The sequence below is a fragment of the Corynebacterium sp. p3-SID1056 genome (assembly GCF_025152525.1).
GTDB lineage: Bacteria > Actinomycetota > Actinomycetes > Mycobacteriales > Mycobacteriaceae > Corynebacterium.
Genome location: NZ_JALXXL010000002.1, coordinates 228,252 through 254,746, shown reverse-complemented (window position 1 = coordinate 254,746; position 26,495 = coordinate 228,252). Strand labels below are relative to the sequence as shown.

17 protein-coding genes are annotated in these 26,495 nt (G+C 60.0%); 1 reads left to right on the top strand and 16 read right to left on the bottom strand.

Features of this window, described 5'->3' with window-relative positions; translation table 11 throughout:
• Nucleotides 1-43 precede the first annotated feature (43 nt).
• Nucleotides 44-1,447: an amidase gene (locus M3G14_RS02930; protein WP_259924501.1), complete on the bottom strand. Its 1,404-nt coding sequence runs from the start codon at nt 1,445-1,447 to the stop codon at nt 44-46.
• 635 nt (nt 1,448-2,082) lie between these two features.
• Between M3G14_RS02930 and M3G14_RS02925 the strand changes: the two genes are divergently transcribed.
• Entirely contained in the window at nt 2,083-2,976 is an 894-nt protein-coding gene (locus tag M3G14_RS02925; protein WP_259924500.1) for a 3-hydroxyacyl-CoA dehydrogenase NAD-binding domain-containing protein, read from the top strand.
• Between the two features lie 3 nt (nt 2,977-2,979).
• Here M3G14_RS02925 and M3G14_RS02920 read toward each other — a convergent pair whose 3' ends face one another.
• The 15 genes from M3G14_RS02920 to M3G14_RS02850 form a co-directional block, all read right to left on the bottom strand.
• Complete coding sequence (locus tag M3G14_RS02920) at nt 2,980-3,180, bottom strand: hypothetical protein (RefSeq protein ID WP_259924499.1); 201 nt, start codon at nt 3,178-3,180, stop codon at nt 2,980-2,982.
• Between the two features lie 336 nt (nt 3,181-3,516).
• Complete coding sequence (locus M3G14_RS02915; RefSeq protein WP_259924498.1) at nt 3,517-4,335, bottom strand: shikimate dehydrogenase; 819 nt, start codon at nt 4,333-4,335, stop codon at nt 3,517-3,519.
• A 1-nt stretch (nt 4,336) separates the two neighbouring features.
• On the bottom strand, nt 4,337-6,058 hold the full coding sequence (locus M3G14_RS02910) for an FAD-dependent oxidoreductase (protein ID WP_259924497.1): 1,722 nt from the start codon (nt 6,056-6,058) through the stop codon (nt 4,337-4,339).
• A 3-nt stretch (nt 6,059-6,061) separates the two neighbouring features.
• Nucleotides 6,062-7,786 (bottom strand): FAD-dependent oxidoreductase, encoded by a 1,725-nt coding sequence (locus tag M3G14_RS02905; RefSeq protein WP_259924496.1) that lies wholly within the window; start codon nt 7,784-7,786, stop codon nt 6,062-6,064.
• The gene (locus tag M3G14_RS02900; RefSeq protein WP_259924495.1) at nt 7,767-8,576 is read right to left on the bottom strand and encodes a sugar phosphate isomerase/epimerase; all 810 of its coding nucleotides are present in this window, start codon (nt 8,574-8,576) and stop codon (nt 7,767-7,769) included. The genes M3G14_RS02905 and M3G14_RS02900 overlap by 20 nt, the downstream gene beginning before the upstream one ends.
• A 78-nt stretch (nt 8,577-8,654) precedes the next feature.
• Complete coding sequence (locus M3G14_RS02895; RefSeq protein ID WP_259924494.1) at nt 8,655-10,016, bottom strand: MFS transporter; 1,362 nt, start codon at nt 10,014-10,016, stop codon at nt 8,655-8,657.
• A gap of 488 nt (nt 10,017-10,504) precedes the next feature.
• Nucleotides 10,505-11,233 carry an IclR family transcriptional regulator gene (locus tag M3G14_RS02890; RefSeq protein ID WP_259924493.1) on the bottom strand — a complete coding sequence of 243 codons (729 nt, stop codon included), beginning with the start codon at nt 11,231-11,233 and terminating at the stop codon, nt 10,505-10,507.
• Nucleotides 11,234-11,405: 172 nt separating this feature from the next.
• Nucleotides 11,406-12,719 (bottom strand): aromatic acid/H+ symport family MFS transporter, encoded by a 1,314-nt coding sequence (locus M3G14_RS02885; RefSeq protein WP_259924680.1) that lies wholly within the window; start codon nt 12,717-12,719, stop codon nt 11,406-11,408.
• A gap of 10 nt (nt 12,720-12,729) precedes the next feature.
• Nucleotides 12,730-13,929 carry a 4-hydroxybenzoate 3-monooxygenase gene (locus M3G14_RS02880; protein ID WP_259924492.1) on the bottom strand — a complete coding sequence of 400 codons (1,200 nt, stop codon included), beginning with the start codon at nt 13,927-13,929 and terminating at the stop codon, nt 12,730-12,732.
• Between the two features lie 538 nt (nt 13,930-14,467).
• The gene (pcaC, locus tag M3G14_RS02875) at nt 14,468-14,863 is read right to left on the bottom strand and encodes a 4-carboxymuconolactone decarboxylase (protein WP_259924491.1); all 396 of its coding nucleotides are present in this window, start codon (nt 14,861-14,863) and stop codon (nt 14,468-14,470) included.
• Nucleotides 14,863-15,999, bottom strand: a complete 1,137-nt coding sequence (gene pcaB, locus M3G14_RS02870) for a 3-carboxy-cis,cis-muconate cycloisomerase (protein WP_259924490.1) — start codon at nt 15,997-15,999, stop codon at nt 14,863-14,865. The genes pcaC and pcaB overlap by 1 nt, the downstream gene beginning before the upstream one ends.
• Entirely contained in the window at nt 15,999-16,670 is a 672-nt protein-coding gene (gene pcaG, locus M3G14_RS02865) for a protocatechuate 3,4-dioxygenase subunit alpha (protein ID WP_259924489.1), read from the bottom strand. Before pcaG ends, pcaB begins: the two co-directional genes overlap by 1 nt.
• Before the next feature lie 38 nt (nt 16,671-16,708).
• Entirely contained in the window at nt 16,709-17,416 is a 708-nt protein-coding gene (gene pcaH, locus M3G14_RS02860) for a protocatechuate 3,4-dioxygenase subunit beta (protein ID WP_259924488.1), read from the bottom strand.
• Between the two features lie 227 nt (nt 17,417-17,643).
• Nucleotides 17,644-19,962: a 3'-5' exonuclease gene (locus M3G14_RS02855; RefSeq protein WP_259924487.1), complete on the bottom strand. Its 2,319-nt coding sequence runs from the start codon at nt 19,960-19,962 to the stop codon at nt 17,644-17,646.
• A gap of 46 nt (nt 19,963-20,008) precedes the next feature.
• Complete coding sequence (locus M3G14_RS02850; RefSeq protein WP_259924486.1) at nt 20,009-26,440, bottom strand: DEAD/DEAH box helicase; 6,432 nt, start codon at nt 26,438-26,440, stop codon at nt 20,009-20,011.
• Nucleotides 26,441-26,495: the final 55 nt, after the last annotated feature.

The window sequence follows — 26,495 nt, the reverse complement described above, 5'->3', positions numbered from 1 at the left end:
TCGCCTCAGTACCTACCGAGACTGCAGCGGCATGCGCTTTCTCCTAGAGGGAGTTACTCCTCTTCACCGGGCGGATTTGTTCAACCTGAGCCCCTACACGAAGGACTTTGGCTTCATCAAAAGCACGGCCGATGACCTGAAGCCCTACGGGAAGGCCTTCTACAACACCTGCCGGCACGCTCAGCGCTGGCAACCCCGTGAGGTTGCTTGGCCCAGTGAACCGAATGAAGTTATCGACAAGGTCGACGTCGCTTCCATTCAAGCGCGCAGTGTTTGCGCCAATGTCTGGTGCCATGACTGGAAGAGTCGGCGCAATAATGACGTCAACCTCGTTCAGCGCGGCGCTAAACTCTGCTTTGATCTTTCGACGGACTTGCTGTGCCTGGAGATAATCGACAGCGCTAAATAGCTCACCAAGCTCGAACAAGAACCGAATGTCGTCACCGAAATCGTCTGGTCGGTTCTGGAGATCCTCATGGTGAATCGCCGAAGCTTCGGACAAACTCGTTACGTACTCTGCCCATTCAGAATGCGCTAGCGTAGGGATCTTGACCGTTTTGAGCTTCGCTCCTGCAGCGACAAGCTCTTCTATCGTGTCACGGATGATCTTTTCAATGGGCGAGTCAACGTCCCGGAAGAAGTAATCTTCTTCGACACCGATCACGAGATCCTTCACCCCATTGCCCAATCCAGACAGGTAATCTCCCACTGGGATGTCTACGCACGTTGGGTCACGGTGATCAAAGCCAGCGATCGCCTGCAGAGTTATGGCAGCGTCAGAAACGCTCTTCGACATTGGCCCGACATGGTCAAGCGACCAAGCGAGTGGAAAACACCCAAACTTCGACACACGCCCATGGGTTGGCTTCAGTCCAACAATTCCGCAGGCAGCCGAGGGGATACGAATCGACCCGGCAGTATCGGTTCCCAACGATGTAAAAGTCATGTCGGCAGCCACCGCTGCACCTGAACCGCCACTAGAGCCACCCGGAATCTTCTCCAAATTCCAGGGGTTCCGAGTAGCACCAAAATGCGGATTGTTGTTATCGATCCCCCACGCGTACTCGTGCATATTCAGTTTTCCGGTGAGCACGGCGCCTGCTTCACGAAGTTTCTCCACAGCAGTCGAGTCCGCGTCAGCAATGAAGTCTTTGTGGATTTTAGACGCCATGCTCGTCGCTTCATCCTTGACGTACAAAATATCTTTGATCGCGAGAGGAACACCGTGCAGGGGACCGCGATACTTGCCAGCCCCAATTTCATCCTCAGCAACCTTCGCTTCCGCGAGAGCTTTCTCGTCACGGAAGCTTGTGTAAGCGTTTATCGCCTCATTTTGTTCGTGCGCGTGGTCAAGCAGCGCTTGAGTCAATTCAACAGGTGATACCTGTTGCGAACGAATTAGCGGAGCAATTTCCGTGACCGTCTTGTTCAAGAGCTCCTTAGCCAACGTGGTCACCCCCCGGGATATTCCGCAAAGCGATGTTCGCGTCATTCACCAGAGCGCTGGGAATCTCACCGCGGAGACCTTGAATCTCTTCATATTTGCGTTCCACCTCTGCTAGTCCTCGTGGCCCTGGCGTAATCCCCTTCTCAGCAAGGAGATCCGCCACCAACGAATTCGATCGTTCCATGATGTCTCTTGCCTCCAATACTCATCCTCAGAAAATGATGTCCACACCTCCCCCGAATAGTGATATATGTGGGAGGTAACGCCAGGCTATGTTATAACTCACAGCCCGTCAATGATATTGATTCATATCACTGCTGCGTGCCATTTTTTCAATTCCAGGACTGCACGTTGCTACGTGGATATGGCAAGGTGCTACTAAAGCGAAACGAGTTTTCGAGAAGCTTCGTCAAAGGCGAGAGGGATTTTGCACACTGTGTATTTGCCGATCCTGCCCGTCTGTTGTTGCCCGCTTGCCTTTTCTGAACCGATCTTATGACCTGTGCAAGACCTGACGGCCGCCCGATTAACCCTCTGGTTTCTTCATTCTTTCCTAACCTTTTCCGCTGCCCTACTCTCGTCACTGAGAAGGCTAAGTTCCTGCACCCACGCCAGAGTGGTGCAACAATACTTTTATGGACACCGACACCACCACCATTGCAGTTATTGGCTACGGCACGATCGGCGAATCTTTCGCCCAGCTGTACGCCGAGCACGGATACTCCGTCAAAGTCACCGACATCCGCGACGACATCGACGAGCTGATCGCCGCCACAAACGCTCGTCTTTGCGAGGACTCCCCCGCTATCACCAAGGCGGACTCTGTTGCCGAAGCCGTCGAAGGCGCGTTCTTGGTGCAGGAAAACGGACCGGAGCGCCTAGACTTCAAGCAGAAGATGGTTGGCGAGATTTTCGCTGCGAACCCGGAGGCGCTCGTCGCATCGTCCTCCTCTGCCCTGCTGCCGACTGACATTGCAAAGGATCTTCCGGACGAACAGGCAGCACGCCTGCTCATCGCGCATCCCTTCAATCCGCCGCGTCTGCTCCCGTTGATCGAGCTGGTGCCGGGCGAGCGCACCGCGCAGGAGTCCATGGACACCGTCCGCGCCTTCTACGAAAAGCTGGGCAAGGTTCCCGTCACGCTCAACCGCGAGATTGAGGGCTACATTGCCAACCGCTTCCAAAAGCGCGTGCTGGACGAGGCAATGTACCTGCTCAACGAGGGTATCGCCTCGCCGGCGGACATTGACGCGGCGATGAAGAACTCGCTGGGCATCCGGTGGTCTGTTGTCGGCCCGCTCGAGGCGTTGAACCAGACCACGCCGCGTGGTTTCGCGGCAACGCTCGAGTTTCTCAAGCCGTCCTTCCAGGACATCCCCGACATCCCAGCGCTGGACTACGCGGGCGAAGAGGCCAAGGCCGCGGCGGCGAAGGTTGCCGAGGACTTCGGCGAAACCGCGTCGCCGGAGTCGCTCGCCCACCGGGACGAGTATCTCGAGCGCGTGGCGAAGGCGCTTGAGGGGCGGTAGTACCTAGACGGCAGAAAAGTAGCGCGAGTGAGACTGCCGGAGGTGTGCTTCGCTTTCACTTGCCACGGCGACGATCTCCAAGTCGGGATCGTCGTTGGTCTTGTCCAGCTCAAGCCTGCGCAACGTTGCATCGCGGAGTGACTCGCACTCAGACAGCTCGAGACCCCCGGTTGGCCGGTGGTATTTGATCAAAAACCCGCGCATACCGGATAACCTACACCTCCGGCAGCAACTCGGACCGCTCCCCAAGGTCGTAATCACCAGCCCGTGCCACACACGCAAGCAGGACCGGGTCCAGTCCCTCACCTGATGGCGAGTCAGGAACTGGATCACCTTTTCTTCCACATTCCCGGCAATGACCTCCTGCAACCCGAGAACTAGAGGCCCATCGGCGTACTCGAAGACCGACTTTGCAACAGCTGGGGTTTCGAAATCAGTGGATTCAATGGGATAGGCGGCAGACCAGGTCACCGCCCCCTGGAGCACACCACGCGGGACCAGTCAAGCCACTCACCCCGCGCGACCTACCCACGTCCCCCCTTAAACATTCATCGATGCAAAAACTTCCCGCATCCGAGCGCTGTCTGCCGGCTGCCCGGTGAAAATCTCGAACGCCTGCGCAGCCTGTCCGACCGCCATGAGCGAGCCGTCGAGGGTTTCGCACCCGCGCTCACGCGCTGCTTTGAGGAATTCGGTCTCCAGAGGGAAGTAGATGACATCCGATACCCACATCTCTGGGCGCAGGAACGCAACGTCAATGGGTGTGCCGGGGTGCGAAGCCATTCCGATCGGTGTGCAATTGACCACACCAGATGCTGTGGCGACCGACGCTTCCAGCTCTGTCGGTTGGATCACGGTACCGCCGACTTGTTCGGCTACTGCCTGAGCACGCTCTGCCGAGAGGTCGAAGATACGCAGGTCGTTGACCCCGGAATCCTTCAGTGCTTGCGCTACTGCGGAACCCGCACCACCCGCACCAATCTGGACCACTGTGGACAGGTCAGATCCCTTCTGAGATTCAAGGCCAGACTTGTAGCCAAAGTAGTCAGTGTTGTAGCCGGTGGCGTCTCCAGATACGTCGAATTTCACGGTGTTGACGGCACCAATCTTTTCCGCAGCTTCATCGATCTCATCAAGCAGGCCGATAACCTCCTGCTTGAACGGATGTGTGATATTGAAGCCGTCGAACCCAAGTTTTCTTCCCCAGCAGATGAGCTCCTCCAACGAGGCATCGACGGTATCGGTATTGAGAATCTTGTAGGTCAGATTAATGCCCTGCGCCTGCGCTTCCTTTTCGTGCATGATCGGCGTCCGTGACGCGTCGATTCCCGCACCGATAAGTCCCAGCTGATATCCCATCTTAAATCTCCTTTTCCGTTGCTGCGTGGCGAGCTGCCGCCCACCCAAAAATCATTCCAGCCCCTACCTGCGATCCAGCTCCCGGATACTCCGAGCTGAACACAGATTGAGCATCATTCCCGGCCGCGTACAAACCCGTGATCGGGGTTTCAGCTGCGTCGATCGCCTGCCCATGCATATTGGTGCGCACACCGTACGAGGTGGCCAGCGGCGTGGGCACCACCTTGACCGCATAGAACGGTGCCTGCGCGATAGGCCCGATGTTCGGGTTCGGATGATTCTCCGGGTCGCCGGCTACCTGCCCAAAGAGCAGCTCACCTTTGCCAAATTCCTCGTCGCGCCCTGTTTCCGCGAACCCGTTGTAGCGCTTTACTGTTGCTTCGAGCCCTTCCGAATCCACGTCGATCTGCTGAGCGAGCTCTTGAATTGTGCGGGCCTCGTGGAGGTAACCACGTTTGATGAAGCGTCGCAGAGCAATGCGAGGCAAGTGCGGCATGGTGATCATCCCGAGGCCGTACTTGGCCAGGGCTCGCTTGTCGACGATCAACCACGCTGGCACCGAATCCGAGGCATACATCGCGCGTACAAACCGGTGGTAGGACACAGATTCATCTACAAAGCGTTCTCCCCGAGCGTTCACCGCGATGACCCCGGGTTTCCCGCGGTCCCAAATGTGGGGAAATACTGCCGTCGACCCATCGCGGCGGGTTCCAACCGAGGAGGGGAACCATAAAGCGTTTTCCCTGTTGTCCTGCCCGAGCTCGCCACCTGCTTGCGCTGCGAGTGCTAGTGCATCGCCCGTCGCCGCTTCATTTGCTCGGGAAAACTGCGGCGTGGGTTGAGGCATCAGCTTCTCACGAAGCTCACGCGATTGCGAGAACCCGCCGGTAGCCAACACCACCCCGCGGCGCACGCGTACCCGGCGTTCAACGCCCCCGCTAGCAAGCACAGCCCCGACGACACGTCGATTCGCCTCGTGACCTTCGACGATCAGTTCCACTACCTGGGAGTTGAGACGTGTGTCGACCCCACGGGAAATGCATTCGCTGTAGAGGCGGGCAACCAGGGCGTTGCCCATGACTAGTCTCGTGCCGCGCGGGTAGCCAGCGGCCAGATCCCACGCCCAACGTAGGCCGAGTTTCAGCGCTGTAGCCGCTGCCTTGAGCGTCGGCCCCAACTCACAGCTGAAGAGTTTGAGCAGCGTGGCGACTTCTGGCCGACGAAGCATGAGCGTCCCGCCGAACAGGGCGAATTCTGGCACGGGATAGCGGATGTGCCGGAATCCTTCTTTCCCCAGCTTCCTGCCATCAAAAGGCTCCGGCTCCAGTGCGCGGCCGGTTTTCCCAGTTTCAGGCAGCTCAGAGTGGTAGTCCACCACATCCGGCGAACGGAGGAAGCGCACGCCTATGCACTCCATGTACTCCAGCATCGCCCCGCCCTGATCGACGTAGGCCATGCGCTGATCCTTCTCGGATTTATCCCCGATCAGGGTGTCCAGGTAGCGTTCGATCTTCTCTCGATCGTCGAAAATCCCATCCTCACGCTGGAAATGATTATTTGGCACCCAGCACGTCCCGGCAGAGTACGCCGTGGTGCCACCGATATACTCCGTCTTCTCCGCGAGTAGTACATCGAGCCCTTCATTGGCACCGGTGACCGCAGCGCTGAGACCGGCTGCGCCGGACCCGAGCACGAGCAGATCGCAGGTTTCATCCCACTGCACCGTTTACACCTCCCACGCGTCGGCGTCGGCAAGCTCGCGCCCCGCGACGTAGCCAAACGTGAGCGCCGGCCCGAGGTTGATGCCGCCCGCTGGGTAGAACCCACCCATGATGGACGCGCGGTCGTTACCTGCCGTATACAGGCCGTCGATGACCGAGCCATCCCCTCGCAGCACTCGCGCAGCGCCGTCCGCTTTAATCCCTGCAAACGTCCCAAAGGAGCCCGGGAGGATCTTCACGGCATAGAACGGCCCCTTCTCGATGGGCGCCAACGACGGGTTGGGGCTGACCTTTGGGTCTCCCCCGTAGCGGTTGAACTGGCTCGAACCACGGCCGAAGTCTGTGTCCTCGCCGTGCCTAGCAAACTCATTGTGCTTTTCGACGCTACGCTTCAGCCCTTCTGGGTCAATTCCCGCCTTCTTCGCGAGCTCCTCGATGGTCCGTGCCCGGACAAGGTAGCCGCTGCGGACGTAAGGAAACAGCGGAATCGGGAACGGCTTCGCCATACCAAGCGGGTACTTGCGGACGAACCGTGCATCCGCGATCTGCCAGGCTTGCACTGGCTCGCCTTCTGGGGCGGCCTTGATCATGCCGTCGACATAGTCGTAGTAGCCGTTTGCTTCATTGACAAAGCGCTCGCCGGTAGAGAGCACGCCCATGGAGCCAGGCTTCGCGCGGTCCATAATGTGCGGGAACGTTCCCACCTTGCCGTTGAAGTACGGCACTTTCGAAACTGGGCACCATGCTGCAGGAGACTTCAGCTCCGTTTCCACCGCGGCACCAACGGCCTGTGCCATTTCCAAACCATCGCCCGTAGCTTCCTTAGGCGCAAGCGTGAAGTGCTCTTGTCCGGTTGGAGTGCGTGGGAAGAGCTTCTTGCGCAGTCCCACATTGTGCGGGAACCCGCCCGTAGCCAGCACGACGCCCTTTGTGGCCCGGAACTCAACGATTCCGTCCGGAGTCTGCGCCTTTACGCCTTCGATGCGTGACTGGTCTTGCGCTTCAATCAACTTGAGCGCGGCATGCTCAGTGAGGAGATCCACGTGCAGTTTGTGCGCGGACAACGCAAGTCGGGCTGTGAGCGCTGTGCCGTTTACCAGCTGCATGTTTCGCCCGTGTACCAGCTCGTCCCAGATGTGGATAAGCACTCGTCGAGCAGCGTGGATCAGCCCACGCGGCTCAAGCTGCGAAGCCGCAAGGAACTTCTGCAAGTCGGGCCCTGCCATGATGCCCATTCCTAAGAACGACGTTTCATAGAGCTGGTGCCGCAGCTTCTTCAGCAGTTCCTTCGGCACCTTTCTGGCATTAAATGGTGCTGGGCCAACTGAACGGTGGCCTTCGCCTGCGCCGGGTAGGTCACCGTAGATGTCCTTGATCTTCGCTCCCGGCGTGAACTGCAGGTCCGTTTTCTTTTGGAAGAAGTCGACCATGTGCGGGGCGGCATCAAGAAAAACATCGAGATTTTCTTCTTGGTAGTACTCGCCGGTCACTGCCTTGATGTAGGTCTTCACCTCATCTTTTGTGTCATGCACGCCGTCTTTTTTGGCAAAGGAGGTCCGCGGAGTCCATGCCCAGCCGCCCGACCAGCTCGTTGCTCCGCCGAGCACGGGAGCTTTCTCCAACACCGCGACGCTTAACCCGTGGTACGCAGCAGTTACTGCCGCAGAAAGCCCGCCTGCACCAGAACCGACGACGATCACGTCATACGATTTAGTGGTTGAGTTTTGCATTATCAACTAACTCCTTCGTGGTTTCGTAGAGGTGCTTAATCCAGGCGGCGTCGCCGAGCTTTTCCACTGCTGCATCATTCGGCGCTTCAACGGAGATCGGCAGGTCTTCCGGAACTGCTCGTACGTACTTTGCGAGGTCTACGTCGCCCTCGCCAGGCGCAAATCGCTCAGAGCGCGACTCCGCGATGTAACCATCGAGATCTTCGGGCGCTGCTGCCTTGCAGTCACAGACCTGCAGCATGGCAAAATCTTCGACGTGCTGGGCTACCTGCGCAGGCGTTGCATCGAACCGCACAAGGTGCAGGGTGTCTGGCAGGACATACGCACCTGCTAATCGAGCGACCTCGGATGCTTGCGCCAGAGAAGACAACGGATTGTACGAGATGGGTTCCAGCGAAGGTTTGATACCTAAAGGCTTCGCTGCAGCAGCGATCTCCCCGAGCGTCTCGGCAAGTTTTTCGTGGTTTTCTGTGCCCGCAGTACAGGTGAACGTTTTGGCCCCAAGCGCATGAGCCGATTCGAGAGCCGGCGCCCAGTCGTCCCGTGAAGTTTCCTCGGTGATCCGCAGAAACTCCGTGTCGAATACATAGAGCCCAGTCTTCGCTAGAGCGTCACGGATGCTGGCGAGCATGGGTGAACCCGGCGAAAGGTCGTAGGACGGTTCCGCCTCAGTCACTTTCAGCACCCGGATGCCGATAAAGTCGAAACCAGCCTCAGCCGCAAGATAGATGAAGCGATCCGGCGGAGTGGTAATTGTGGAAAGAGGAGCAATGCCCAAATGGCGGGTCATCAAATCTGCCTTTCAGAAGGAGCTGGATAAGGGCAATTGAGGCCTTTACGCAAGGCCGCCTGCCCTAGGTTGATCCGGTTACTTTCCCAAATCATCGAGTTTTGTAAACGCTGTTTCCTTAGCGGTAGCAATTGCGATGGCCGCAACAACAAGGCCGAGCGTCACGAAAACCGCGACTCCGACCCACTGATAACGGGCTTCAATTGCTGTGGCGATAGCCGGAGTGAAACCAACAAGGATCAGGCCGAGCTGGTTTCCCATGGCCATTCCGGTATAGCGGACCTTCGCCGGGAACATTTCCGGGAAGAAGACCGTCCAGACTCCGTTCCACGCGGCATAGAAGACGCCTTGGTTCAGGCCGCACCAGATCATCATCATGGGAATGTTCTGAGCATTTGCCGCTGAAAAGAACGCCCAGAAAGTAAGGCAGGTAAACACTGCAGCGAAGAGAAGAATGGGTTTACGCCCGTACTTATCAGACAGCCATGCCCAAATTGGAATGAACACAATCGAAATGGCATTGCCCACGATTAGAGTCATCACCACAGTGGGGCGCTCAATTCCGACAATCTGCGTTGCATAGCTCATTGCGTAGACATTCATCCCGGTCTGTGCGATAGAGAACCACGTGGTGAAGAGCACTCGAGCAACCTTGCCCAAATGGAACTTCAAGACCTCAACTGCGGGAGCATATTCTGCGAGTTGAAGATCAGACGATTCTTTCTCTTCCTGCTCGGCCTGCACCGCAACGGCCTCTGGTTCCTCCAGTTCAGTTCGAATGAAGTACGCCACGCCGAGAACCACCGCAGAGAGTAGGAACGGGATACGCCATCCCCATGACATCAGTTGCTCTTCCGGGAGCGCCAAAAACGGCATGAACACGAGCCCCGCCAGGACGTTTCCAACAGCGCAACCGATCATCACCGACGAGGTAAAGAGGGCTCGACGGCCTTCCGGAGAGTGCTCCATTGTCATCGTGGAAGCTCCGGCTGACTCCGCACCAGCTGAAAAGCCTTGGGCAATCCTGCACACGAACAGCAAGACAGTCGCCCAAATACCGACTTGTTCATACGTAGGCAGAAGGCCGATGGACACCGATGCGATTCCCATGACCACCAACGTGATCATCAGGGCCTTCTTTCGACCAATGGAATCCCCAATGTGTCCCATTACCAGACCGCCGATCGGCCGTGCGACGTACGCTACGCCGAACGAAGCCAGAGAGGCGATCATTGCTACTACCGCGTTCCCCTCCGGGAAAAACAGCTTGTTGAAGAACAGAGCGGCCGCGGTCCCGTAGATCACGAAGTCGTAGTACTCAAGCGTAGAGCCAAGAAGCGATGCGAGAGCCGCTTTCTTCGGCGTTTGATGAACCGTTACTAGAGTGGTCGAGTCTTCATTGGGATGCGCGGCCAGCACGCGTCCTGAGTTGTGAGTCATCGTCCTTCTCCCTACCATGAATTTTTTATGTCACAAGTTGCTTTCCCTAAATAGTGAGATGTGCGTTACACCTTTTGGGAATTGGTTGAGAGTATAAGACCGGAATCAAGCCCGAACGCATTTCTCCCATTCAATGGGATTAGCGATGGACCGTGACCTGTCTCACTACGGAAGCAGTGGGGGGACTCGACAGGCTTTTCACCCCGGGGGTGCCCCATGGGGGTGCCCAGAAGCTGACCGCTTATGCGACTATCGCTTCTGCCCGGCTAGGCAAGCGGCCCGGACCGGTGCCCTACACCGCCCAGAAAGACACCCCGAATAGAGCAATACCCACATCTGAGCAGGCAGGATGAGCGCACTTGCCACAGGTGACGCCATCGGTCCTCAGAGCAAGAAGATACCCCCAGCTACAACCAACGGTTGTTGGCCTAGCAACAGCTTTCATGCCTTAAGCCAGAGAAAATAGCGAGACGCCGGCAGTGTTCCCATCAAAACTCGCCGCCGACATCAGCAAGCGCTTGGGTCACCGAGTCTGCAGCCGTAACAGTGGATTCAATGACAAGGTCCGGCTCTGCCCTCTCTGTCAGGATCACGATCCCCAGTGCTCCGAGAAGTTCCCCTCCAGCACCAAATATTGGAGCGGCGCACGCAGTATTTACAGGCGCCATCCCTCCGATGACGTATGTATAGCCATCACGCCTGATCGCCGGCAGCTCTCTTGACACGTCTTTTGCCTGAGTGACTCGCCCAGTGTGCGTATCTACAAATGGACGGGAACAGACCTCTTTAATGGTCTTCTTGGGAGCATGTGCGAGCATCACCATCCCCGTCGTGGTTACATGCATATCCAGCCGCGTTGCATGCTCACCAATGATCACCACGTCTTCGTCGGCATGAATCCGGTGAATATGGACAACGCTCCGGTCACGAAAGTCTGGAATCGTGAGCGAAACATACACCCCCAGGTCACGGTTAAGCTTTTCTAGCACCGGGTTCGCGACCATGCGGAATCGCTCTACTTCACTCGATCGCGCCGCGAGTTCCCACGACACAGGGCTCACGGCAAAGCGACCATCAATCAGCCGATCCAAGAAGCCAACGTCCACCATGTCCTTCGCAAGGCGGTACGCCGTCGATGGCGGAAGCTGGGCACGACGAGCTATCTCTGCAGCTGTTAAGCGCGGATGTTCCACATCGAACGCCTGCAAGATGCGCATCGTCCGCCCAAGGACCGACTCGCCAGTCGATGAATTCGCCATACATTGAACGTAGCGGATAGTTTCCGACCCGGCGCAGCGTCCGGTTCCCCATACAACGCAACATCACTCGGACGAGTGATGTTGCGTGATCCCTCTACAGAGACATCTACAGCACATCTGCGACGTTGCTTTAGGCATCTGCGGGTAGAAGATCTAACTTCCTTGTTTTCAGTGTCCTCGCGAAACTGAGTGATATGGCACCCAAGAGCCCGACCAATGCAAACGCGAAGAACCCCCATGGGTATGCCAGTCCCTTGGAGACTAGAAGACCACCGAGCATGGGACCCGATATGGCTCCTGCGCGGCCGATACCTGCAGAGAGTCCCATTGCGGTTGCTCGCACCGATGCGGGATGATTCTCCCCCACAAACCCATACACCAGCACCTGAGAGGAAAACACGAAAACACCCGTGAGGAAAATCATCACGTAAAGGCCCACGATTGGCAGCTTTACCGCCAGCAATGCGAGAAATACGGCTGAAGCAACAAACCACAGAATCGAGGTCTTCCGAGGAGAGTACTTGTCCGCAACCTTACCGGCAATAACTAGACCAACGACTGCACCAATGTTGAGGACCATCAGAAATGCCAAAGCGTTGCCCAGATCGTAGTCGGCGTCTCGCATGATTTGTGGGAGCCAAGTGTTCATACCGTACACAAGCAAAAGCCCCATAAATGACGTAACCCAAACTGCAATGGAATTCCGTCTAAAAGTAGGACCCAGTAAGACCTTTAATGTCCCCGAATTCGCGATCTCATCAGCGTGCTTTCGATCGAGCTCATCATCAATCGGAATCTGATAAGCCTGTGCGATCTTTTGTGCTTCCTCAATCTTGCCGATCGAGTTCAAATACTGAGGTGACTCGGGCAGCAGGAAGTACATAGCTGGAACTAACACCACTGCGGGCGCAGCACCGATAAGAAATAGAGAATGCCACCCAAAAGGTTCAATGATGAGAATTCCAAGAAAAGCAGTTGCAACAGCTCCAACATGGTAGCCCGTCATCAATGTCGTAGATGCGGATCCCGCCTTTGATACTGCTCGAAACTCAGTGACCATTGAGATACAGATCGGGAGGGAGCCGCCTAGTCCTGCACCTGCGAGGAATCGGAGAAGTATGAAGAGGGGAATCGAATTCACAAGTGCGAGTAGCGCAGTTAAAAGTGAGAAAGAAGTGACTGCCAGAATGAGGACGCGGCGACGTCCGAACTTATCAGTAAGGTAGGAAATAACAAGCGCGCCGATCATCATGCCCAAAAGACCTGCTGTCGACACCAGCGTGGCTTCTGCAGGGCCGAAATCCCAACGATCATCCTCCATCATCGGCGGAATGGCAGCGCCTAGGACAACCAGATCGAAGCCATCAAGCATCATTGCGATCCAGCAAAGAACCGTAATGACGAGGGGGCTTTTCTTTGACTGTTGGTTGATACTTGTTTGCATCTTCATGTAGTTAAACCTCGTAACTGGGAAGATCGAACCCTACGTACTGCGAAGCAAGCAATTGACGGCCTGCATCACTGCTCGTGACCGTACGTAGTTCGGCCAAGCGGCGCTCCGTTTGGAACATGTCATCGGCAGGATTCCCCGTAGGAGCAGAGTGCAGCATGGAAGACATCCAGAAACTAAAGTGCTGCGCTTTCCAAATTCGAGGCAGTGCAATCGCAGTGTATTCCTGAAGGAGCCCCTCATCACCGTTTTTGATTGCGCGAGCGAGCGCCGGTGCCAGCACCGCGACATCTGCTATGGCTAAGTTGAGCCCCTTCGCCCCAGTTGGAGGAACTGTGTGGGCAGCGTCTCCAGCAATGAACAACCGGCCAGATTGCATCTTGCTGGTCACGGCGGAACGGAAACGGAGCACAGCTTTATCCGTAATCGGGCCCTCAGAGACCTTCACATCTTCAGAATCCACTCGGGTGTGCAATGCAGACCAAATTCGATCGTCAGACCACATGTCAACGGTATCTTCCGGGTCACATTGGACATAGTAACGTTGCAGGTCTTGGGTCCTCGTCGAGATCAAGGCAAACCCATCAGGGTGCGTTGCATAAATTAGTTCCGGGTTGGTCTGAGGAGCCTCAACCATCACGCCGAACCAAGCGAACGGATACTCGTGCTTCAAGCGCTGGGCGCCGTCTGCGGCGATAAGCTGTCGACAGAGCGACCGCGAACCATCGGCTCCAACAACATACGAAGCGGAAAGCTGGCCCTGTTCGCCCGAATCCTTCGTGAAATGGATGGTAGGCGTGTCAGTTTTATGACCTTCAATCTGATCAACGGTCGTATTGAACCAAATCTCTCCGTTATCGCTCAGCCTACGATCGATAAGGTCAATGAGCACTTCATGCTGCGGATAGACTGCCACGCAATTACCGGTGTATTTGTGCAAGTCGATCCTTTGCATTTCACCGGCAATAGAAATTTGAATGCCGCGATCGATCTCTGCGATTCGGTCAAGCCGCTCACCGACTCCGGTTTCTTGCATGAGCTTTACGGTGCCCTGCTCCAAAATCCCCGCACGAACAGTCGCTTCTACCTGTTCCCGAGACTGCGATTCGATTACTACTGAATCGACCCCCTGCAGGTGGAGCAGGTGGGAAAGCATCAGCCCCGCAGGGCCAGCCCCGACAATTGCTACTGGCGTTTGCGCCAACGTTATTCTCCTTAGACCTCTTTGTCCATAATGATGACCAATAAAATAATTGATAGTGACTCACGTAATTCTAGGAGAGAAACGTGAGTTATATGTCACATTTACAGAATAGTGTTTGTCGCTATTACCCCTTTTGTGTTGAGTGATTTCCCCTTTTGTTCCGCAGAATCTCGAGCGATGCCCCTCGAGCTACTGAAGCGTGGAGCGCCTACCCGGTAGTGAGACTTCATTAATTGCAGAGGCCCCTTTGTATGCGCTGCTACACTCGCCGGTTCCGCCCGCCGAACAGTTGCATGTTTTCGGTTTGAAGCAGCTTTCTGAATCGGGTACACCAAGTCAGCCCCCTTGGATAAGGGCCGTTACCGTGAACACTTCTTTCCACCATCGAAAGGCCAACTCCCGAGCGAAACAATTCCGATAGCCCCCGACACCGAGCCGAGCAGTGTAATGCCGCATGTCTGCAAACGAGCATCTCATCACGCAGCTCAAGCCCACGCGCTATCTCTAAATCGGGGTCTAACTGTCGGCCGCGGCACACTTAACCAAGATCGAGTTCTTCGACGGCCTTGTTGAGTAGCTTGAAGCCGTGGTTCGAGTTTGGGACTCCTGCGTACACAGCGGTGTGCAGCAGCACTTCGCCCAGCAGCTCTGCACTCACTCCCGCCCTGAGCGCTGCCTTCAGGTGCATGTCCAGCTCTTCACTGTTGCCTACTGCGGTCAGGATCGCGATAGTCAGGAGCCGGCGCTGCGTGTGGTCGAGTCCATCGCGGTTCCATATATCTCCCCAGGCTGTCCGCGTGATAAAGTCCTGGAACTTCTCCGTCACTGGCGTCATCTTCTCGATGGAGGCGTCAACGTGTTTGTCCCCCAACACCTCACGTCTCACCTTCATCCCCTGTGCATGTGCTGCTGCACGACCCTCTTCATAATTCATCACTGTGACGCCTTTCTTGCTAGTACATCATCCACTATGTCAGTCGCGTGCCCAAGCGTCGCGGTCTCATTCAAGTGGTCTTTCATTTCTTCCGTGTTTACGTTGATGCCCTCTAGGCTCGCGGTGGTTCTCGATACTGTTGACGCTGTGACAGCGAATAGCTCGCGCAGCGTTGACCATTCAGCATGCCAGCTCCCGACCCCACGCTGCAGCCTTGAGTCCATTGCATCGAGCATGGTTGAGTGTAGGCCGGGAACTCGCCTGGCGTATCCATCTGCCGCGACGGCTGCCGCAGGGTTTGCTTTGTGCGGCATCGACGAAGACCCGCCAGGATTCGCTTCGCGCAATTCCCCTACTTCACTCGCTGAGAGAAACACGATGTCGGAAGCTATTTTCCTGCATGCCCCGGCGACTTCAGCGAGTGCCGAAGATACGCGAACAAACGGTATCCGGTTGGTATGCCAGATGAGGGGCCGGGCCTGCAGTCCAAGCTCTCGGGCAAGGGCATCGTGCAAATCAAGGCCCTGTGGGTGCACGGCAGCAAGGGTCCCGGTGGCGCCCCCATACTGAACGGGAATTCTCTGTAGGGCGAGCTGCAAATCCTCGCGTGCCATGAGGAGGCCTTCGAGCCAGCCAGCCACCACACATCCGAATGTGGTGGGATTCGCTTGCTGCCCAAGAGTACGGCCGATCATGGCGGTTTCCCGGTGTTCACGAGTGAGCGCTACAAGCAATTCGACAAGGTGATCGAGTTCCTCGGACAGCGCCTCCCCCGCCTTAACAAAGCAACTTGCGAGCGCCGTATCTACTGCATCCTGGCTCGTTGCGCCGACGTGGATCCCAGCCGGATCAGCAGCAGTCCGCTTAAGGGCTTTCACTATCGGAATGGCCGGATTGCCACCTTCTGCTGATTCAACTGCAATCGTCTCAAGGTCGGCATCAAAGCCATGGACGGCACGTGTTGCAGCCTCGCATTGCGCATCCGAGATGATCCCGCACCCCCTTGCGGCCAACGCAAGCGCCCGTTCAAATTGCAAAATGGCGCGAATGAAGGCTGCATCGCTCAAGCGGGCGTGCACGGAAGTGGGCCCTGATGCGAGGTCAGCGTACGTCGATCTTGAATGCTGGTATGCCATTACCGGTCAGTATCCTCGCCCACAATATGGAAGAAGGGCGTTTCTTTCAGTGGGTCTTCGTCTTGTACTCGAATATCGAGGTGGTACCCCTTGTCCGTGGCCTTTGCCACTAGAAGCTCGCGCATTGAAGGATCGACCTGGTTGAGGACCGGGTCAGTCTCGTTGGCGTCGGAAAAGTCCGGGAAGTACATCCTCGTATACAAGCGCTCGAGGATGCCTCGGGCGAAAATGCCAATTTTGAGGTGCGGTGCCTCAGCTTCAAAGCCGCTCACGGCTTCGATCGCGCCTGGCACTACAGTCTGGAAACGGGCGGTCCCAGATTCATCAGCAAACGCGCGACCAAGACCACGGAACCCCTGCGCTGTGGCTGCATCACCTACACGCGGGTCGTGCTCCGAGTTAAAGAGGCCCTCGCTGTTTGGCTGCCAAATCTCAAACATGGCGTCCGCGATGGGGTCCCCGTTTCCGTCTACTGCCGTGACGCTGACTTCAATCGTCTTATGACCGTCCTCCTCAGCTGCAAGGATCTCGGATCCGTCCCTGGTCAACCCAATGTGCACATAGGGGCCGACAGTCTGCGAAGGCATGATGCCGAATTCTGCTTCATCCTGATCTTGAACGGACGGGTCGCCATATCGAAACTCGCCATTTGCGTTTTTATCAATTCTCATTGTGTGCTTTCTCCTCTTCCCCAAAACCAGCGATGAAGCTAGTACCTATTTTCCTCGAACGGTGTCGCATTACGCCCTCGAAGCACAATGTCGAACTTGAATCCGACGGCCCAATTCTCTCGCGTTTCGTCGTAGTCAAAGACGGAAATCATCCGCTCGCGCGCACCCTTCGGCACGGCGTTGTAGATCGGATCCTGGAAGAACATCGGGTCATCCGGGAAGTACATCTGCGTGACCAGACGCTCACCGAACTGGCGTCCGTACAAAGAAAAGTGGATGTGTGCAGGACGCCAGGCGTTGTAGTGATTGCCCCACGGATATGCACCCGGCTTGATCGTGTAAAAACTGTAATTACCTTCTGCATCCGTGAGCGTTCGACCCACTCCGTTAAAGTGCGGATCAAGTGGCGCTTCAAAGGAGTCGTTCTTGTGACGGTACCGACCGCCAGCGTTCGCCTGCCAGATCTCGATCAACGTATTCGGCACCGGCTTTCCATCCCATCCCAGCACCTTGCCATGCACGAGAATTCTCTGCCCGACTGCCTCACCATCGTTGACCAGGGTGAGGTTGTTATCCAACCCGCCGAGGTCAGCTTCGCCGAAGACCGGACCAGTCACTTCACCTAGACGCTCTCGCACCAAAACAAGATCGTTGTTCGGATTGCGTTTAATTGTTGTTTTGTAGTCGCTGAAGTTGCGTGGTGCCCAGATATTCTCTGTGCCGACAATGCTCAAGCGGTCACCCATGTGAGTCCTCCAATACTAGCTACATGCTGTGATATGGGACTCATGCTAGCTCAATGGCACTCAATGATTTTTTGTTTTCGGACCACCAGTAGCCAAATGCTGCGCTTACCCCTGAGCTAGGTGGGCAAATACACGGCCTGAAACGGCCTCTGCCCCGAATCTCCCATTCAATGGGAGACGGAAAACGGTGGAACAACGGCACCCCACCCCTGAAATCTGCAGTCTCCCTACACCTCCGGCAGCAACTCAGACCGCTCCCCCACGGTCGTAATCACCAGCGCGTCGCGGGCGCGGGAGGCCGCGACATAGAGCAAGGAACGCTCCTGCTGCAGCGCGGCCACGCGGTCAGCCTTGGACAGCCCGGCCAGGCGGAAGCGCTGCGGCAGGATATCGCGGCCCACGCCCATCAAAATGACGTGGGTGAACTCCATGCCTTTTGCACCGTGCATGGTCATCACTGCCACCTGCTCCCCTGACGCTTGAGCTGCGTCTTTGGTTTGGACGGCGTCGATGCCGTGGTCGGCAAGGCCGGCGACAATACGGCTGAGCTGGCCACGGGTGCGGCACATCACGCCGATGCGCGGATCCTTGATCACCGCGGAATCCAGCCAGTTCCGGATGTAGGCAGCGGCGGCGTCGAATTCCTGGTCCGGGGTGTCGCAAAGCACGAGCTGGGGCCGCGGGCCGCTGCGAGCGGAGCGGTAGCCAAAGGTGTTGTCCTTTTCGCCTTCGGCGTCGATAAACTCCCCTGCCCCGTCGAGGATGCGCAGGGCGTAGTCCAGGTTCTCCTTCGTGGTGCGGTAGTTCAGCGTGAGCTTGCGCGACGCCCGGCCACGGGTCGAGATGCCAAAGTGGCTCAAGGTCAGGGGCTGGCCGTAAATACGCTGGTGGGAGTCCTCGGCGAGGAAGATGTCGTTGGGCCCAGCATCGACGCAGGCGCGGAGGAAGCGCCAGTGTCCGGCGTTGAAGTCCTGGGCCTCGTCAACCACAACGTGGTCGAACAACGCACGATCCGAACGCTCGCGCTGGATGCGCAAGACTTCGGCGCCGACGGCGGACATGGTGGGCCAAAACAGCTTGCCGTCGACGGCTTGGGTCTGCATCACCGACTCCATGAGCTTCCACACCACTTTTCGTTGAGCCCTACTCAACGGCGTGCCGCGGCCGGTGCGTGCCACCTTCAGGTACTCGGCCTGGGTGGTAATCGAGTTGGCCAGGATCACGGCCTCGTATTCGCGTTGGAGGAAGGTCTCGTTGGTGGTGCCGTCGGGTAGGGAGTCGGCGACGTTGGCGTCGAGAAGCAAAAGGCCCTCCCAGACGCGGGCGGCCTCGTCGTTGCGGTAGGGCTGCACGCGGCTGGCGGGCATGCCGAGCACGCGCTGGGTGGCCTCCTCGATGGTGGCTGGCGCGGCAGCGGCGACGACGTGTCGGACCAGCTTGTCGATGTTGGTCACGCAGAGGCCGGGCTCGCCGGGTTCGGCGGCGGGGTAGGCGGGATTAAGCGCAGCCATTTGTTCGCGCAGGCCTTGGGCCAGCCCGTCGGTAAACGTGGTGAGCAGCACCCGGGCCCCAGCGCGTTTGGCCAGGTTATTGGCGCGGTGGACGGCCACGACGGTCTTACCGGTACCGGCACCGCCGAAGACGCGGGCGGAACCCTTGTGCTCACCCTCGGCCATTCGGCGCTGCTCGGGGTGGATGAAGACGCGCCACTGGTCGAAGTCGCCGGACTCGATGACGGCGCGCAGCGAGTCGGTGTCCACGTTGTCCACGTAGGCGAACTCAAGCTTGGCGGCGGGCTGCTGCAGGCCGGCAAGCAGGCGGGCGTCCTCGGATTCGTTCGGCTTCGGGTGGTCGACCTTGAGGTCGAGCATCTCGCGGACATCCGGGATTTTGTAGCCCGCGACCAGGCCTTCCACCGCTTCGACCTCCCACTTCGGGCGACCGGCGAGCAGCGCGGGCAGTTGGGATTCGCGGTCGAGGAGGAAGAGCATCTCGGCGACTGCTTCGTCGATGCCCAGGTCGGTGTGCAGTTGCGCGGGCGTGTAGCCGTGCTTTTCCAGCTCGGTGCGCGGCGGCGCTTCCTTCTCCGCGGGCTCTACCGGCGTGATGCCGGCTTCTTCCTGCGCCTTTGCCAACGCTTCCGCTTCGCGGGCGGCTTCCTCGGCCTTGCGCTGGGACTCGGGAACCATATCGGAAGCGTCCGGCGCGGTGCGCTCGATGAGCTCGGTGATGCCGTTGACCGCGTTGGCTTTCAGCTCCAGTCGTGCCGGGTCGAGGCGGCGGGCGGTCTCGATGCCCTCGTCGTGCGAGTCCACGTGCACGAGCACGAAGTGGTGGGTGTCCTTGTCCTTGATCTCAAAAAGGACGGCGCGGAACTGGTCGTTGATCCGCCCGGTGCGCACGCGCTTGTCCACCGAGTTGTTGATCGTCTTGATGTTCAGCGAGGGGTTGGTGGGGTCCGCGGCGAGCGTTTGCAGAAAGTCCATCGTGGGCTTCATCAAACTGCCGTCGAGCTTGAGCCCGCCGTAGAGCGAAAAGGTCACCATCGTGCGTGTATCCTCCGTATCCTCGTGTCGCTTTCCCCGATGCTACCTAGGCCTGGCCATCCAGCAGCGTCGGCGGGATCGCCTCAGCCGTGAGCCCCTCCGGGTGCAGGATGGTCCACCCGCCGTGCGCCAGGTCTGCCTCGGCGCCGGCGTGGGTGGGGTCGTCCTCAAGCATCAGCGCCACCTTCTCGTCGCGCCAGATCAGGGCGGTGGGCAGGCTGGCCAGCTCTTCACCGATCTCGGCCGCCGGCTTCGCGCGCTGCGCGGCCAGCGTGCGCATGGCGGCCACCACGGTCGCCTCGTCCTCGAACTCCTCGATGGCCTCGGCCCAGGCCCCGTCGACCTGCGGCGTTTCCGCAGGCTCGGGCAGGGCCTCGCGCTTGTCGACGCCCACCTCACCCGTCAGCATTTCCACCGGCCTCCTGGTCAGCCACAGCACATTGGCCATGCGCAGGTACTGGTTCCAGGGCTCGCGCTCGAGCACACCCGCGGAGGCGTCGAGGAAGAGCCGCGCTGGTTCGCCGCTGACCTCGATGTCGAGGCAGACCCCGCCCGGCAACGCAATGCGCGGCAGCGCCCCTGCCGTATCAAGCTGCATCCCGGGCATGCCCATCGTCAGGCTGGTCAACCCCTGGCCGAGCGCCGGGAAGGTGGCCGTACGTGGAGCCTTGAGGTAGTCGAGCAGCTGGGTCATGGGGGAGGCGAGCAGAAAGTCCACCGCGCCGCGGTCCAGCTCAGGCAGGCCTGCGATCTGGCGGCGCAACTCCGGAGTCACCCACGCCGGTGCCGCCGCGGTTATCGCGGTTTCCTGCTCGAACCAGTCGAGGTCCGCATCCGTGGTGCTGAAAGGAATGTAGTCCTTGTTCAGGTACAGGGAGCTGCGCTTTTGCATGTCCTGCGGGAAGCGGAAGTGGGCTTGGCTGGCGTGGTAGGCATAGCCGTCGGTAAACACTGCCACCGAGCGGGTGTCGGAGCGGCGGCGGTTCCTAAACAGAAAGTCGGGGACCGTGTAGCCCTCGTTGACCTGCTCTTGCATGACCCATTGCTCACCGTCGGAGCCGGGGAAGACAATGTCCAGCTCCATGCGCCCGGCGTTGGGTCGATCCGTCACCGTGACGTTTCTCGCCTCGAGTGCTGCGCGCAGCAGTTCGCGGAAACGCAGCTCCAGGCTCGAGCCTTCGTCGGGTGCGGGGGCGTCGGCCTGCGGCTCCCACGCGACCTCGAAGGCGTCGGCGCTCGCATCGGGGTGAGCCTCGTTGCGAAGGATGGCGCGGATGGCGCGCTCGGCAACGCCGCGGGAGGTGACGTCACGGGCGTGGAAGTCGGTGTAGGGGACCAGGCAGTCGGCGCAGGCAAGGCGGTCGTCGTTGCGGCATTCGCACTCGGCCACGCGCTTATACGTCTGGACGAAAAGTTCGCGAACCTGCTCGGACGAGGCGAACTGGGAAAGATAGCCCGTGCCGCCGGGCACGTTGTCGTGCAAAAGCAGCGCCTCGATGGTCCCGTCGCCGCTGGGGGAGGGCACGGCGACTTGGACCACCTTGAGGTGGTCCGGGTCCCCGCCGAGGACCTCCTTGAAGCCGAGCCTAAGCGCGGCGGTGAGGCTGGGGATCGTCGCGCTATCGCCCGCGGTGAGCGTGCGCGGGATGGTAAGCAGCACGCCCTGGGTGCGCAGCGTGCGCCCCAGCGCGGTCGTCACGGTGTCCTCCTCGCGCTCCTTGCGCTTCGGGCACCAGGGGCGGTGGTCCCACTTGCTGTTCTCGCCGCGCGCGGAATCCACGTGGCCGCAGATGCGGCACAGCGTAAACAGGGGAGCGTCGACCTCGCGCCCGCCGAGCATGCGGCGCTGCGCCTGGCCTTTGCCCAGGTTGAACCAGCTCAGCTCCACCTGCGGCAGGTACTCGGCACCGAAGCCGCCGCTTAAGTACCAGCGCCCGCCGGCGGGTGCGTGCTCGGGCACAGCAAAGGTCATGGCGGTGTGGAAGAAGGTGGTGCGGCGCTCGTCCCAGGTGGAATCAATAGTCGCGTTACTGCGGTCCACCTCGGCGGCGACCTTGCGCATCTGGATTACATCCATCAGCTGGCCCTTATCCGCAAAGGCAGCCGAGCCGCACTGCGGGCACGCGCCGACGGCACCGGTGGCAGCCCCGCCGCCGACCGCCACGCGCGTGCCGTAGGAACACGCCGGGCACAGACGCCACTGCTCAATGTTCTGACCGTCAAAACCCATCTCCACCGAGTCGATCGTGGCAGCGATCCCGCGGGCGTAGAAGGTCGCGCCCGGCGCGAGCTCCTGCAGCGCGGAAGACACGCCGCGCTCGAGCTCGAAGCTTTCGGGCATGAACTCCATGGTGGTGGGGTTGAGGTAGGAGATTGCCACGGCGAGCTCCACGGAGTCGTCGATAAGCGTGAAGTTGGGCAGCAGCCCGTAGCGTTCCAGGGCGGCGACCCAGCGTTCTTCGGATAACAGGTTGTGCAGGTCGCGCTGGGTGCGCTTGCGGGCGGCGCTCACGCTGCGCTTTTCGCGCTCGAGGTCCTCGTCTACAAACGCGGCGTTGACAGTGTCGACAGACGCGACGGCGTTGGCATCGCGTTTCTGCAGCTCGACCTCGACGTCGCTCAGTGCCTTCGCGCGATCTCGCAGCAGCTGGACCTCGGCGTTCCACTGCTCGCGCGCGGCCGTAAGCGCCGCGGTGAACGTCTCCGGCCCCTGGCCGGTGGCCCAATCGCGCACGCGGGCAAGCAGCTCCGGGTCGAGCTCCTCGCTCGACAGCGAGTCCAAGAACTTGTCTACCTGCTCGTCCACGCCCGCGGCGATGACCTCCTGCAACGCGGTCACCAGTGGTCTACCTGCGTACCCGAACACCGACTTGGCGTTATCCAGGTGCACGCCGAGCGCCTCTACATCGGTGGAGTCGATGAGGTAGGCGGCGAGCTGGCGGTGCAGGATCTCCGTCGCTGAGAGGAAAGCGGCGGGCGGGGTCACCGCACCCTGGATGACGCCGAGCGGCGCATTGAGCTTGGGCAGGGTCGGCCCGCGGCCCTGGACGAAGGCGAGCACGAGCGAGTTGCCGGTCAGACGCCCGGCGCGCCCGACGCGCTGCACGTAGTTGGCCACGGTGTTTGGCAGGGAGGCGAGCATGACGGTGGACAGATCGCCGATGTCGATACCCATTTCCAGCGTTGGGGTGGCAACCAGCACGTTCGGGGCGTCGGCAGCTGGTGTTTCGCCGCCGCGGAAGGCGTGCTCGAGCGCGAGCCTTTCTTCGGGCGGCACCAGGCTCGTGTGCTCCTTGGCCACCACGGTGCGCGGCTGCGCGGAGGCGTACAGGCGCCAGTAGTAGTTCGGCTCGATGGGCGTTTCCTCGTACGTGCCGGAGCAGCCGGGGGTGCCGCACGCCTGCCCATGCATAAGTTTTCGCGCATGCTTATCGACGCCCATCTGCGCGTGGCAGGTCCCACACCGCAACACGTGCGGCTCGGCCTCACTGGAAACCACGACTTGCTCGGGCTCGAGCGCGTAGATGGTCCCGCCCGTGGTGGTCTGGATGGGCGTGACCGCGTTCCTGCTGGCCAGCGCCTTGAAGAACTCGCGCAGTACGGCGGCCGCGTCGTGGGTGGACAGCCCCAACATGGTGGCGGTCCAGCGGGCGTAACGGCCGCGCGGACTGGACAGGGGAGTGATGCCCCGGTCCTTATCGTTCAGGCTCGTGCCCACGCGCGGGAACTCGGGCGCGCCGCCGCGGGAGAAAGAGGGCACGCCCTTGGACTTGGCCAGGCGGTTGTGCAGGTGCCAGCTGTTGCCGTCGTCGCGGAGGTAGGACTTCAGCCACGGGTGGTTGATGGCACCACGCTCGCGGACTTGCTCGACCAGGCCGCGCGCCCAGCGCAGTTGCGCGTCCGTGTCTGCCACACCGCCCTCGAGCCCATCAAGCGCAGTCTGTACTGCGGCGTGGTCGATCGCCTCGCGCGCAGCAGAAGACAGCACCGCGTCCGGGATGTCCACGGCTACGTTCAGCACGCCGGTAAGTGTCAGTGAGCGGGCCAGGTCGGCGCGCTGGCCGAACTCGAGCGCGGTGTCGAAGGCGAGGCGTTGCTTCGCTTCGCGGGTGGCGTTGCGCCTGGCCTGGGCCTCGCAGCTGACATCCCAGAAGGGCCGGTAGTTCACCGTGTCTGCCAGTTCCGGCGGCAGCAGCTCGTAGCGGGCGCGGGCCTCGGCCTGCTTGGCCTTTGCGCCGGGGACGTCGCGGGCGCGGTCCACGGCGGCGTCGATAATGCGCTGCGGCAGCTCCGCCAGGCTCACCGTGTCCGAGCCCACCACCCCATAAGTGAAGGTACGCAGGGCAAAGGCGTGGGAACGCGACTGGACAAAACCGGCGCGGTGCGCGGCGTCCTGCACCGAGTCGGCGAAGACGAGCGTCTTCTTCTCGGACTGGTCCAGCTCGCCCATGCCGAAGAGGTTGGACAGCCCCACCGACAGCAGCGTGGCCACGCGCGAGCCGATGAAGCGGATGGTGTCCGTCTCGCCGCAGGAGGGGCAGACCTCATCCTTGGCGTATTCGGCGGCGTCCTGGCCGGAGTAGGTAAGCACCGGCACGGAGGTACCCTTGGCGAGCTCTTCCTCCGTGGGCGGGGTAGTCGACAGCGCGCGGGTGGAAGTGTGCAGCCACATGGGCGTGCGCTTGCCCTCCGGGTCGCGCTGCGCGGTGAATTCCACCCCATCAGTGGTGGCCTGGCGCAGCTCGTTGATCGCGGTGATCAGGGGCCGGCGCCGCTCGGGCGCTTCGATGGAAAGCTTGCGGATCTGCGCCGGATCCAGAATCGGCGCCTCGGTACCCGGCTCCAGGCTGGTGGCCCACCCGGCGCGCCCGCACGCGCGGCAGTAGCAGGCGGGCAGCCACACCGGTGGCACCTGATCTTCCGCCTGTACTGCATCGAGCGTGATGTCCGCGCCCTGGCCGACCACGCCGTCGTCGTACCAGCGAAACTCCGACCCGTCGACGGTAGGGGTCACGGCCCTATCGATTCGCGAGACCTCGCGGACCCACAGGTGCGTATCCACACCCGGCAGCCTCTTGCCCTCAAAGCCGTACATCTCGCCGGCGAGCGCGCGCAGATGCGCCACCGCGGTGAGCAGGTGCGTGACAAACTCGGTCGGCTCCTCACCCTTAAGCGCGCGCAGCACCACCGGATCAAGCACTGCAGCAGGCAGGGCAGTGCCCTCGCCCTCGCGCGCGATCAGCGGGCGCGCCTGACCCGCAGCCTCGATGATCGCCCTAGTCAGTGGGTGTTGCGCATAGGCCGCGATCATCTCCTCGAGCGTGTCCCCGCAGCCCCACAGGTGCGTGCGCATGACCTCCAGCACGACCTCGGCGTGCTCGCGCCCGGTCGCGTCCTCCGCCACCGCGCGTAGCACGTCCCGGATGGTCTCAACACCGGGCATTTCGCTTCTCGACGCCCCGCTACCGCCCCCATACGTCCCCGCCATCTCCTCCTGCCACTGCTCGAAGCTCAGCACGGTCTCGCCGATCAGCGCCTCCGGGTCGAAGTTTTCGCCGAAAATTGTGCCGGCGAACTCCAGCACGCGCCCGGTATCTCCCTCACCACCCAGGGTTGCCGAGGTGGCCACCGGGGTGACGCGACCCAGCGGGTTGTTCGCGTACTCGCCCAAGAAGCCTTCCGGCTGGTTCACTTTGAGCATCAGCCCCAGGCGGCGCAGTAGCAGGGCGACGTCAGTGCCTTGTGCGCCGTCGTAGGTGTGGAACTCATCGAGTACCAGGTACTGCAGGGAGGTGGCACTGATGCGCCAGATTTCGCGGTCGGCGGGGCGCAGCAGCAGCTCGTCCAACATCTTGTAGTTGGTCAACAGGATGTCCGGCGGATTCCGACGCAACGTCTCCCGGTCCGTGATGAGCGAATCCGGCGTCACCTTCGTCACGCCCGTGTTCTGATCACCGACGTAGATGCCCGCGTCCACACCCTCAAGGCCGGCCTCGGAGGTAAGCAGCTTGGCTAGACGGTTGGCCTGATCGCTGGCGAGTGCGTTCATAGGGTAGAGCAGTAGCGCCTTCACTCCGCGCTGGCCCTGGTCCCGCATCCGCTTCGCGTGCGCGAGGACGGGATAGAGGAAGGCCTCCGTCTTACCCGAGCCGGTGCCCGTAATCACCAGCGTGGGCTCTGGCCGACGCTCGCCGGCCTCGTCCCGGCTGCGCAGACGGCGGAAGGCTTCCTCCTGGTGGTGGTACGGCGTGAACCACTTGGGCAGCCACTCCAGGAGCCCCTCCCAGTCCGTGGCGCGCGCGTACGGCAGGCGAGTGCGTACGTACGGACCGCGGAACATGCCGGTGGCGGTGTCGCTGAGGAAAGACTTCAGCGCTTTTGCCGTATCCGGGTTAGCCAGCGAAAACGTCGTGGTGAGGTACTCTGCGATGCCCTCGAGGACGTGCTCGGACGCGTGGACGGGTAGAAGAGTAGACACGCCTAGCTAGTGTATTGGGTGGGGCGCAGTTTGGCGTCGTCTTTCCCGTGTCTGC